The 11,748-nt window shown below is 72.0% G+C and carries 8 protein-coding genes and 1 riboswitch; all 8 genes read right to left on the minus strand.

Annotated features, from left to right (window positions below; genetic code table 11):
* Positions 1-89: 89 nt before the first annotated feature.
* On the minus strand, positions 90-662 hold the full coding sequence (locus OG407_RS39400) for a histidine phosphatase family protein (protein WP_405864763.1): 573 nt from the start codon (positions 660-662) through the stop codon (positions 90-92).
* Positions 663-767: 105 nt separating this feature from the next.
* Positions 768-3,086, minus strand: a complete 2,319-nt coding sequence (gene metE, locus OG407_RS39405; protein WP_405864765.1) for a 5-methyltetrahydropteroyltriglutamate--homocysteine S-methyltransferase — start codon at positions 3,084-3,086, stop codon at positions 768-770.
* Between the two features lie 137 nt (positions 3,087-3,223).
* Positions 3,224-3,450: riboswitch (cobalamin riboswitch) on the minus strand.
* A 115-nt stretch (positions 3,451-3,565) separates the two neighbouring features.
* Positions 3,566-4,549, minus strand: coding sequence for a methylmalonyl Co-A mutase-associated GTPase MeaB (gene meaB, locus OG407_RS39410; protein WP_405864767.1), 984 nt, complete (start codon positions 4,547-4,549; stop codon positions 3,566-3,568).
* Positions 4,546-6,735, minus strand: a complete 2,190-nt coding sequence (gene scpA, locus OG407_RS39415) for a methylmalonyl-CoA mutase (RefSeq protein WP_405864769.1) — start codon at positions 6,733-6,735, stop codon at positions 4,546-4,548. The genes meaB and scpA overlap by 4 nt, the downstream gene beginning before the upstream one ends.
* On the minus strand, positions 6,735-8,540 hold the full coding sequence (locus OG407_RS39420) for a methylmalonyl-CoA mutase family protein (protein ID WP_405864771.1): 1,806 nt from the start codon (positions 8,538-8,540) through the stop codon (positions 6,735-6,737). The genes scpA and OG407_RS39420 overlap by 1 nt, the downstream gene beginning before the upstream one ends.
* Positions 8,541-8,655: 115 nt before the next feature.
* Entirely contained in the window at positions 8,656-9,993 is a 1,338-nt protein-coding gene (gene lysA, locus OG407_RS39425; protein ID WP_405864773.1) for a diaminopimelate decarboxylase, read from the minus strand.
* Positions 9,994-10,005: 12 nt separating this feature from the next.
* Positions 10,006-10,452: an SAV_915 family protein gene (locus OG407_RS39430; RefSeq protein ID WP_405864775.1), complete on the minus strand. Its 447-nt coding sequence runs from the start codon at positions 10,450-10,452 to the stop codon at positions 10,006-10,008.
* A gap of 421 nt (positions 10,453-10,873) precedes the next feature.
* On the minus strand, positions 10,874-11,416 hold the full coding sequence (locus OG407_RS39435) for a universal stress protein (RefSeq protein ID WP_405864777.1): 543 nt from the start codon (positions 11,414-11,416) through the stop codon (positions 10,874-10,876).
* Positions 11,417-11,748: the final 332 nt, after the last annotated feature.

Genomic DNA, 11,748 nt, shown 5'->3' on the forward strand with positions numbered 1-11,748 from the left:
AACTGGGCCGCTCTGCCCGGAAGTTCCGGTCGCAAAACGGCCCACGGCAATCCACCGTTCCCCCTACGCCCCGCACCCGGCTCGGTGACTCACTCGTCTCCGAGTTCCCGCCCGAGCCGCAGATTCCACCGCCCGGACCGTCCACTGAGGTCCGTCGCGGTGAGCGGTGGTACGTCGAGCCGCCAGAACGCCGGCCCGGGCGCGTCGAGAACCGTGACCGCAACGGCCCGCACGAACTCCTGCTCGACCACCGCGAGGGTCCTGCCCTCGAACCCGGCCGCCGCCTCCAGCCACCGCCCCGCCCGCTCGCAGAGCACCCGCACCGACTCCCCGCCGTGAGGCACCGCATCCGGATCCGTCAGCCAGGCCATCACCGCGTCCGGCTCCCGCGCCATCACCTCGTCGAGGGTCAGCCCCCGCCAACGCCCCATGTCCAACCCCGCCAACTCCGCCTCCGCCACGCCCGAGAGGCCCAGCGCGGACGCCGTCTCCCGGCACCGCACGCTGGGCGAGACCAGCACCCGGTCGGCCGAGCGGAGCGAACCCGCGGCGGACTCGGCGCGGGCCGTACCGCTCGGGTCGAGCGGGCTGCCGTCGTCGAACCGGGTCTCCCGCAGGGACCGGTTCATCGCTGGCGAGATCAGGGTGATGCGGCTGGTCACGTGGTCGCTCCAGTTCTCCGGGCAGGGGTGGACATCGTCTCGCGTGCACCTCGGGGTGGGGGCGGCCGGGAGGGTGCCCTCCCGGCCGCCCCCACCGCCATCGGGTCAGGACCCGGCCAGCTCCTCACGGACCGTGCGGGCCGCGGCCACCAGGTTCTCCAGCGACGCGCGGGTCTCGGGCCAGCCGCGGGTCTTCAGGCCGCAGTCCGGGTTGACCCACAACCGCTCCGCCGGGATGGCCTCAAGTCCCTTGCGCAGCAAGGCCGCTGCCTCGGCCGTACTCGGCACGCGCGGAGAGTGGATGTCGTAGACACCCGGTCCCGCCTCGCGCGGGTAACCGTGCTCGGCCAGCTCCCGGGCGACCTGCATGTGCGAACGGGCCGCCTCCAGGCTGATGACGTCCGCGTCGAGGTCGTCGATGGCCTGCACGATGTCGCCGAACTCGGCGTAGCACATGTGCGTGTGGACCTGCGTCTCCGGCCGGACCCCGGCGGTGGTCAGCCGGAACGCCTCCGTGGCCCAGGCGAGATACGCCTCCCGGTCCGCCGCGCGCAGCGGGAGGGTCTCGCGCAGAGCGGGTTCGTCGACCTGGATGACCGACGTCCCGGCCGCCTCAAGGTCGTTGACCTCGTCGCGCAGGGCTAGGGCGACCTGCCGGGCGGTGTCGCCGAGCGGCTGGTCGTCGCGGACGAAGGACCAGGCGAGCATGGTGACCGGTCCGGTGAGCATGCCCTTGACCGGGCGTGCGGTGAGGGACTGGGCGTACGTCGTCCAGCGCACCGTCATCGGTTCGGGGCGGGAGATGTCGCCGGCCAGGATCGGCGGGCGGACATAACGGGTGCCGTAGGACTGGACCCAGCCGTGCTGCGTGGCGAGGTACCCCGTCAGCTGCTCGGCGAAGTACTGGACCATGTCGTTGCGTTCGGGCTCGCCGTGCACGAGGACGTCCAGGCCGGTCTTCTCCTGGAAGGAGATGACCTCGCCGATCTCCGCCCTGATCCGCTCCTCGTAACCGGCCGTGTCGATCCGCCGCGCCCTCAAGTCGGCCCGCGCGGTGCGCAGTTCGGCGGTCTGCGGGAACGAGCCGATCGTGGTCGTCGGCAGCGGCGGCAGCCCGAGATGCGCACGCTGCGCCGAAGTCCGCTCGTCGTACGGCTGGGAGCGGCGGCCGTCGGCATCCGTGACCGCGGCGGCCCGCGCCCGTACGGCCGGGTCGCTGGTGAGCGCCGAACCGGCTCGGGAGGCCAAGTCGGCGCGGTTGGCGGCGAGTTCGGCGGTGATCGTGTCGGTGCCCTGGGTCAATCCCTTGGCGAGCGTGACGATCTCGGCCGTCTTCTGCCGTGCGAACGCGAGCCAGCGCAGGATCTGCGGCTCGATGTCCCGCTCGGCGGTCGCGTCGAGCGGCACATGGAGCAGCGAGCAGGAGGCGGCCACGTCGACCCGGTCGGCCAGACCGAGCAACGTGCCCAGTGTGGCAAGGGACTTGGTGAGGTCGTTGACCCAGACGTTACGGCCGTTGACCACGCCCGCGATCAGCCGCTTGCCGGGCAGTCCGCCTACGGAGGCGAGGTCGTCCAGGTTGGCGGCGGCGGCCTCGGTGAAGTCGAGCGCGAGGCCCTCCACGGGCGCCTTCGCGAGGACCGGCAGCGCGTCGCCGAGCCGGTCGAAGTACGAGGCGATCAGCAGCTTCGGCCGGTCCGTGAGGGCGCCGAGGTCGCGGTACGCGCGGGTGGTGGCGCTGAGTTCGGCCGGGGTGCGGTCCTGGACCAGGGCGGGTTCGTCGAGCTGCACCCATTCCGCGCCCGCCGCGCGCAGGTCGGCGAGGACCTCGGCGTACACGGGCAGCAGCCGGTCCAGGAGGGTCAGCGGATCGAAGTCCGTGGCCACCCCGGGCGCGGGCTTGGCGAGCAGGAGGTAGGTGACCGGGCCGACGAGCACCGGGCGGGCGGTCAGGCCCAGGGCGAGAGCCTCCTTCAACTCCGCCACCTGCTTGGTGGAGTCGGTGGTGAAGACGGTGTCCGGGCCCAACTCGGGCACGAGGTAGTGGTAGTTGGTGTCGAACCACTTCGTCATCTCCAGCGGCGCCACGTCCTGCGTGCCGCGCGCCATCGCGAAGTAGCCGTCCAGCGCGTCGAGTTCGACGGCGGCGCGGTGGCGTTCGGGGATGGCGCCGACCATGACGGTGGTGTCGAGGACGTGGTCGTAGTACGAGAAGTCGCCGGTCGGGACCTCGTGGATGCCGGCCTCGGCCAGTTGCTGCCAGTTCGTGCGGCGCAGTTCGGCTGCGGTGGCCCGGAGGGCGTCGGCGTCGACGCGGCCCTTCCAGTAGCCCTCGATGGCCTTCTTGAGTTCTCGGCCCTTGCCCTGGCGGGGGTAGCCGTAGACGGTGGCCCGTGCTGCCGCGGCTGCGGACTTCGGTGTCACGGAAATCTCCTTCGCGAGATATCTCCCTGGATCCCGGTGTCGGGACGTGAGCGCGAAGGTTCGTAGACCGGGGGATGGTGACCGCCCGTGTGTACGCCGACCCGCCCACGAGGTCACCGGGATTCCGCGCGCGAATGCTTCGCGTGCGGGCAGGTGGCAGGTCTTCGGACTTGCGGGCACGGCCTCCGTTTGGACCGGAGGTCACCTACTGGCCGTCGCTTCCCAGGTCCTGTTGTGGGGCCCAGTGCGTATGACGGCGGTCGTTCCCGCTTACCGCTGCGGGGCAGTCCCGGAATCTCACCGGGTTCCCTCTTGCGACGCGTCCGTCTGGCTGACGGGGCGAACCAGCTGCGCGGCCAGCCTAAAGGGTTTGGGGTGGGTGCGTCGATTTTTGGCTGACGGCCGGTGGGGGCTGGTCGCGCCCACGCGGCGGAGCCGCAAATCGATACAGCCCCGCGCCCCTAAAAAACAGGGTGGGGTCAGTTGGGCGGGGTTCCGAAGGCTCGGAGGATTTGCTCGGCCGCCAGGGTTGCTGTCAACTCGCCCTCGCGTACCTGGCGTTCGAGGTCCGGAGCCAGCGCGCGGACCGTCGGATCTGAGTGCAGGCGGCCCAGGAGTTCTTCTCGGACCATCGTCCATGTCCAGTCCACCTGCTGCTCGCTGCGTTTGGCAGCCAGGCGGCCCGTGGAGTCCAGCAGTGAGCGGTGTTGTTCCAGGCGTTCCCAGACCGTGTCCAGGCCGGTGCCCTCGCGTGCGCTGCAGCTCAGTACCGGCGGGGTCCAGGCCGCGTCGGCGGGATGCATCAGCCGTAGTGCGCCTGCCAGTTCACGTGCCGCGCTCTTCGCGTCGCGCTCGTGCGGGCCGTCCGCCTTGTTGACGGCGATGACGTCCGCCAGTTCCAGGACGCCCTTCTTGATGCCCTGTAATTGGTCGCCGGTGCGGGCCAGGGTCAACAACAGGAAGGAGTCGACCATGTTGGCGACCGCCGTTTCCGACTGGCCCACGCCTACCGTCTCGACGAGGACGACGTCGTAGCCCGCCGCCTCCATCACCACGATGGACTCGCGGGTCGCCTTCGCCACGCCGCCCAGCGTGCCGGCGGTGGGGGAGGGGCGGACGAAGGCGGCCGGGTCCACGGCCAGGCGTTCCATGCGGGTCTTGTCGCCGAGGATCGAGCCGCCCGTGCGGGTCGACGACGGGTCCACGGCCAGCACCGCGACCCGGAAGCCCTGTGAGGTCAGCAGTGTGCCGAACGCGTCGATGAAGGTCGACTTGCCGACGCCCGGTACGCCGCTGATGCCGATCCGGCGGGCCTGGCCGCTGTGCGGGAGGAGTTCGGTCAGCAACTCCTGGGCCATGACCCGGTGTTGGGGTTTGGTCGACTCGACGAGGGTGATGGCGCGGGCCACCAGGGCCCGCTTGCCGTCGAGTACGCCCTTCACATAGGTGTCGACCTCGATCACGGGGTGTGCCCGAGGTCGGCGGCCAGGCGCTGTACGAGGTCGTAGGCCGCGTCCGGGATCACTGTCCCGGGCGGGAACACGGCCGCCGCGCCCATCTCCAGGAGGGTGGGGACGTCCTGGGGTGGGATGACTCCGCCGACCACGATCATGATGTCCTCGCGGCCCTCCTCGGCGAGGGATTCCTTCAACGCCGGTACGAGGGTGAGGTGTCCGGCGGCGAGGGACGACACCCCGACGATGTGTACGTCCGCCTCGACCGCCTGGCGGGCCACCTCGCCGGGGGTCTGGAACAGCGGGCCGACGTCGACGTCGAAACCGAGGTCGGCGAAGGCGGTGGCGATCACCTTCTGGCCGCGGTCGTGGCCGTCCTGGCCCATCTTGGCGACCAGGATGCGGGGGCGACGGCCCTCGGCCTCCTCGAAGGAGCTGACCAGGGTGCGGGTGCGCTCGACGGACGGGGAGTCGCCGGCTTCGGTGCGGTACACACCGGCGATCGTACGGATCTGGCTCGCGTGCCGCCCGTACACCTTCTCCAGCGCGTCGGAGATCTCGCCGACCGTCGCCTTCGCGCGGGCCGCGTTCACCGCCAGCTCCAGGAGGTTGCCCGTGCCCTCGTCGGCCGCGCGGGTCAGCGCGTGTAGCGAGTCCTGGGTGGCCTGTTCGTCGCGCTCGGCGCGCAACCGCCGTAGTTTCTCGATCTGTTGGGTGCGGACGGAGGAGTTGTCGACCTTGAGGACGTCGATCTCCTCGTCGGTCTCCACGCGGTACTTGTTGACGCCGATGACCGGCTGGCGGCCGGAGTCGATGCGGGCCTGGGTGCGGGCCGCGGCCTCCTCGATGCGGAGCTTCGGGATGCCCGCGTCGATGGCCTTGGCCATGCCGCCCGCCGCCTCGACCTCCTCGATGTGCTGCCAGGCGCGGCGCGCGAGGTCGTAGGTCAGCTTCTCGACGTACGCGCTGCCGCCCCACGGGTCGATCACCCGGGTCGTGCCGGACTCCTGCTGGATGAGGAGTTGGGTGTTGCGGGCGATGCGTGCCGAGAAGTCGGTCGGGAGGGCGAGGGCCTCGTCCAGGGCGTTGGTGTGCAGCGACTGGGTGTGGCCCTGTGTCGCCGCCATGGCTTCTACGCAGGTGCGCGTGACGTTGTTGAAGACGTCCTGCGCGGTCAGCGACCAGCCCGAGGTCTGTGAATGGGTGCGCAGGGAGAGGGACTTGGCGTTCTGCGGGTCGAACTGCTTGACCAGCTTGGCCCAGAGGAGGCGGGCCGCGCGCAACTTGGCGATCTCCATGAAGAAGTTCATGCCGATCGCCCAGAAGAAGGAGAGCCGGGGAGCGAACGCGTCCACGTCCATCCCCGCCTCCCGGCCTGCCCGGATGTACTCCACGCCGTCCGCGAGGGTGTACGCCAGCTCCAAGTCCGCCGTCGCGCCCGCCTCTTGGATGTGGTAGCCGGAGATGGAGATGGAGTTGTAGCGGGGCATCCGCTGCGAGGTGTAGGCGAAGATGTCGGAGATGATCCGCATCGACGGCTTCGGCGGATAGATGTAGGTGTTGCGGACCATGAACTCTTTGAGGATGTCGTTCTGGATGGTCCCGGCCAACTTCTCGGGCGGTACGCCCTGTTCCTCCGCCGCCACGATGTAGAGGGCGAGCACGGGCAGCACCGCGCCGTTCATCGTCATCGACACGGTCATCTTGTCGAGCGGGATGCCGTCGAAGAGCTGGCGCATGTCGTAGATCGAGTCGATCGCCACGCCCGCCATGCCGACGTCACCGGTCACGCGCGGGTGGTCGCTGTCGTAACCCCGGTGCGTGGGCAGGTCGAAGGCGACCGACAGGCCCTTCTGACCGGCCGCGAGGTTGCGGCGGTAGAAGGCGTTGGACTCCTCGGCCGTGGAGAAACCCGCGTACTGGCGGATCGTCCAGGGTTGGTTGACGTACATCGTCGGGTACGGGCCGCGCAGATACGGCGCGATGCCCGGGTAGGTGGCCAGGAAGTCCAGGCCTTCCAAGTCCTGTCCGGTGTACAGGGGTTTGACGGCGATGCCCTCAGGGGTCTCCCAGAGGAGGTCGTCGCCGCCCGCCGCCTTCTTCACGGCGTCGCGCCACTCGTCGGTACCGGTCTCGACGGCCGGGGCCCCCAGCTCGATCCCGGAGAAGTCGGGGATGTGCCCCATCGCTGCCATCAGGACACTCCCATGCGGTCGAGGGTGGCGGAGAGTACGGCTACGGCGTCACAGCCCGCGAAGACGTAGGCGTCGACACCGGAGTACTGCCCGGGACGGCCCGCGAGGAACACGTGCCCGGCACCGGCCGACCTCAACTCCCCGGCGACCTGGGCCGCTTGCTCCTCGTACAGCGCGTCGCTGGAGCACAGGCAGGCCTCGGTGGCGCCGCTGTCCGCGAACTCGCCCGCGGTGACGGGCTCGATGCCGCCCGCCTGGAACAGGTTCGACGCGAAGGAGAGCCGGGCGGTGTGCGCTGCGGCCGGGCCGAGCGCGGCCAGGAAGATCCGGGGCCGGGAGCCGGTCGCCGCGAGGTGGGCGTCGGAGCGGGCGCGCAGTGCTTCGTAGGCCTCGTCGCGGCGCACGCGCGGCAGGCCGCCGGACGGGGTCGTGGGGGCGGGGGCGCGCTCCGGGAGACGTTCGGCGAGGTTCGGGAACTCGCTTACACCCGTGATCGGTTCGCGGCGCTTGGCGAGCTTCGCGCTGCGGGCCGCCCAGGTCGTGGCGAGGTCCTCGCGGAGGCTGCCCGAGCGCAACGCGGCTGCCTGGCCGCCCTGTTGCTCGATGTGCTGGAAGAACTCCCAGCCCGCGTGGGCGAGTTCGTCAGTGAGGCGCTCCACGTACCAGGAGCCGCCCGCCGGGTCGATCACCCGGGAGAGATGCGACTCCTCGACCAGGATCGTCGAGGTGTTGCGGGCGATCCGGCGCGCGAACGCGTCCGGCAGGCCCAGCGCGTGGTCGAAGGGCAGCACGGTGACGGACTCGGCGCCGCCCACTCCGGCGGCCAGCGTCGCGACCGTCGTGCGCAGCATGTTCACCCACGGGTCGCGGCGGGACATCATCACCGGCGAGGTCACCGCGTGCTGCACCTGCCCGCCCGGCGCCCCGCACACCTCGGTCACGCGCGCCCAGAGCCTGCGCGCCGCGCGCAACTTGGCGATCGTCAGGAACTGGTCGGCCGTAGCCGCGTACCTGAACTCCAGCTGTCCTACGGCCTGTTCGACGCTCAGGCCCGCCTCGGTCAGCTCACGCAGATAGGCGACACCGGTCGCCAGCGAGGCGCCCAGCTCCTGTGCCGCCGAACCGCCGGCCCCGTGGTACGGCAGCGCGTCCACGGTCAGCGCGCGCAGCCCGGGGTACTCCTCGGCGCAGCGCCGGGCGAGCGCGGCGACGGGTGCGAAGGGGAAGGCCTCGTACCCGGTGCGGGCCGCGAAGTTCAGCGGGTCGGCGCCGAGGGTGCCGCGGGCGGCTTCGGGCGCGACGCCCCGCTCCTCGTACAGCCGTAGCAACTCGGCTGCCGCGGGCTCGACTTCGCTGCCCGCGTCGAGGGCGACGGGCGCCAGGTCGAGAAAGACACCGTCGAGGGTGTCGCCGAGGGACGCGACCGGGATGCCGTGCTCGCCCGTGACCAGCCACAGCGAGGTGACGCCGTTCTCCAGGTCGCCGAGGACCGCGGTGTTGTCGCCGGCCGTGTGCTGCTGGCGTACGTCCCAGCCGCCGAGGGTGTTGCCCTCGGCGCGGCAGCCCCGGACGAAGGGGGCGAATCCGGGGAGGCCGGGTTCGGGTGCGGAGTCGTCGGCGGTGTACAGGGGACGGGCACGGAGTCCGTCCTCCAGCGAGGTGGACAGGGCGTTTTCCGCTGCGGCGCCCGAGACTTCCTTGCCCGACTTGCGCAGTACGCCTTCCACCAGGCGTTGCCACTGCTCATGCGTCGCGTCAGGGAACTCGGCGGCCAGCGAGAGCCCGTCGTCGGGCAGGACCGTCATGCTCGGATGCTAGGGCAAATGTGCAGGTGGGCAGCAGAGGACATGGCTGTGACCTTAACCTCTCCGTGCGGTCTAGACCAGTCCCCCGGCTCCGTCCCGCCCTCCCTGCCAGGGGCTACAGCCCGATGTCCCTGCGGTTCATGTCGTCCAGCGACTCACGCCGGACGAGCACGCGCGCGATCCCGTCGGCCACCGCGACGACCGGCGGGCGGCCGACGAGGTTGTAGCCGGACGCCATGGACAGGTGGTACGCGCCGGCCGCCGGTACGGCGAGGAGGTCGCCGGGGCGTACGTCGCCGGGGAGCGCCACCTCGTCCGCGAGGATGTCGCCCGCCTCGCAGTGCCGGCCCACGACGGTGACCAGGCGGGGCGGCGCGGTGGCCGGGCGGCCGATGAGCCGGGGTGCGTAGCGCACGCCGTAGAGCGCGGGCCGGGGGTTGTCGCTCATGCCGCCGTCGACGGCGACGAACGTGCGGTCGCCGGTGCGCTTCACGGCCAGCACGCGGTACACGGCGACCCCGGCGGGGCCGACGATCGCCCGGCCCGGTTCGAGAGTGAGCCGGGGTACGGGCAGCCCCGCGCGGGCGCAGCCGTCCGCCAGCTCGGCGCGGACCCGGCCCGCGAGGACCGGGATGTCGAGGCGCTCCTCGCCGGGGCGGTAGGCGATGGCGTGCCCGCCGCCGATGTCCAACTGCGGGAGGGTGACGCCGTGTTGGTCGCGGATGCGGGCCAACAGGCCGACCATGCGCCGAACCGCGGCGACGTACGGCTTCGTGGTCGCGATCTGCGAGCCGATGTGGCAGTGCAGGCCCACGAGTTGGAGGTGCGGCTGGTCGAGGATGCGGGTCACCGCGTGCTGCGCGGAGCCGTCGGTGATGGAGAGGCCGAACTTCTGGTCGTCGGTGCCGGTGCGCACCTTGACGTGGGCGCCGGCCGCCACGCCGGGCACCACCCGCACCATCACCTTCTGGCGGCTGTCGGCGGGCGTGATCGCGGCCAGCCGGGCGATCTCCGAGGTGCTGTCGACGACGATCCGGCCGACCCCGAGGCGCAGCGCGGTGCGCAGGTCCTCCGGGCTCTTGGCGTTGCCGTGCAGCACGATCCGCTCCGGCGGGAAGCCGGTGGTGACGGCGAGTTCGAGTTCGCCGGCCGAGCAGACGTCGAGGCCGAGTCCTTCCTCCCGCACCCAGTGGGCCATCGCCCGGCACAGGAACGCCTTGGCCGCGTAGACGACATCGGCCTCCGGGAACGCCGTGCGGTACGTACGGCAGCGCTCGCGGACCTCCTGCTCGTCGAGGACGTAGACAGGCGTGCCGAAGCGGTCGGCGGCCTCGGCGAGCGACACACCGCCGACGGTGACATCGCCGGTGGGGGAGGGACGGGCGGAGCGCGGCCAGACCAACAGGCCGTCGGTGTCGGCGACTTGGACAACGGGGGCGTCCAGGGTGGACATGGGAGGGTCTCCTCAGCCGATCAGCAGGTTCAGGCAGGCGACGACGGCGGCGGCGCCGGTCATGCGCAGGGCGCCGACGTGCTGGGGATGCCAGCGGCGCCAGGAGTTCGCGCGCTCCCGCTCGGCGGCGGCCGTACGGTCGGCGGCGGGGGCGGAGAACTGCGGGTCGACGGTGAGCGCCGTGACGCCGAGCGGTGCGGCGAGGGCGCGCAGCGCGGGTTCGGAGAGCCTGATGCAGGCCTGCCCGGCGCCGAGGGTCGCGGTGAGCCGCGCCGCCGAGGTGAAACCGACCGCCGTACGGCCGCCGAGCGGGGTGCGGAAGAACCGGGCCGTGCAGCCCGCGGGTCCCGACCGGACGGGGACGAACAGCAGCCCGGCCGGGACGGGTTCGGCGGGCTCGGGGTCCTCGGCGGCGGCGGGCTCCGCGGGGGTCTTCTCGGCGGGTTCGACTGGAGACATCGTGCGGCTCCTCGTACAAGGCGATGTGCGTGGCCGGATCGGTCTGACCTGGCGCTTCCTCGAAGCTATGCCCGCCGGGCGGGGGTACGGGTGCCTCGCTGACGGATGCTTGACGGGGAGCGGCACAGCCATGACGCCGTGCTGACGGGGGCGGGTGGTGGGTGGTGGGTGGCGGGTCGGGTTCGGGGGTGCGGGTGGCGGGTCGTCGGTCGGGCCGGGGGTGCGGGTGGCGGGTCGTCGGTCCGGCCGGGGGTGCGGGTGGCTGGTTGGGCCTGGGGGTGCGGGTGGCGGGTCGGGTTCGGGGGTGCGGGTGGCCGGTCGGTCCGGGGTGCGGGTCGTCGGTCGGGCCCGGGGTGCGGGTGGCGGGTCGGGCCTGGGGGCGGGTCGTCGGTCGGGTTCAGGGGTGCGGGCGGGCGGCCGGTCAGCCCCCGCCCTCCGTCAGCTCCCGCGCGTCCACCGTCCGCCCCAGTGAGATACGGCGGTGCAGGGAGGCCAGCTCGCTCTCCAGGGGCGACGGCGGCACCGTCAGGACCGGGCACGCGGCGTGGGTGACGCAGTAGCGGGCGACGGACGGGAACAGGGCGCGCAGCGGTCCGCGCGGTCCGGCGCCGATGACCAGGAGGTCGTCGGGGCGGTCGGCGGTCTCCACCAGGGCGCGGCCCGCCGTACCCCGGACGACCAGACCTTGGAAGGGGACCCCGGGCCCCGTCTCGCCGAAGGCCGCGTCGAGCACGGCGAGGAGCCGGTCGGCGGCGTCCCGGCGGAGGTGGGACACCGGGGGCGTCAACATCGAGCGCCCGTGGGCGAGTTCACCGCCGGGCGGCTCCCAGGCGAGGACGGCCAGCAGTTCGGCACCGGTGCGGCGGGCCTCCCGAACCGCCCGGTGCAGCGCCGCCAGGCTGCCCGGCGAACCGCTCACTCCGACCACGGCACGTGTCCGCGCGTCCGGCCCGTCACTGCTCATCGTCGCTCACTCCTCGGCGTACCCAGACGTCTGCGTGTCCCATCGAAGGGCCGAAGAGAGCGGACGTACCGCCGTGTTGGCGCCCGTCTGACGCCGGAGGGCCGATTCCTGACGCGCCCGTGACGCGGTCGTGACGCGGTGCCGGCGGTGGCCGGAAATGGCTCCCCGAGTCCCGCCCGGCCGACCGTCCGTGTCAACGAAGTGGCGGTCCCTGGCAAAGCGCCGGGCAAGAATCGGCCCCGGCGCCCGCCCCCCGGGCCGCAATGACCGTCTGGCAACGCACTGTTCACTTCGGAGCCGCCGGGAAGCGCCAATGTGCGGACGTTGTCAGC

The sequence above is a fragment of the Streptomyces sp. NBC_01515 genome, assembly GCF_045040345.1.
GTDB lineage: Bacteria > Actinomycetota > Actinomycetes > Streptomycetales > Streptomycetaceae > Streptomyces.

Coding starts and splice junctions, on each gene's coding strand:
- scpA (WP_405864769.1), bottom strand. CDS start 6,735: ATGGCAGCGATGGGGCACATCCCCGACTTCTCCGGGATCGAGCTGGGG.
- OG407_RS39420 (WP_405864771.1), bottom strand. CDS start 8,540: ATGACGGTCCTGCCCGACGACGGGCTCTCGCTGGCCGCCGAGTTCCCT.
- lysA (WP_405864773.1), bottom strand. CDS start 9,993: ATGTCCACCCTGGACGCCCCCGTTGTCCAAGTCGCCGACACCGACGGC.
- OG407_RS39430 (WP_405864775.1), bottom strand. CDS start 10,452: ATGTCTCCAGTCGAACCCGCCGAGAAGACCCCCGCGGAGCCCGCCGCC.
- OG407_RS39435 (WP_405864777.1), bottom strand. CDS start 11,416: ATGAGCAGTGACGGGCCGGACGCGCGGACACGTGCCGTGGTCGGAGTG.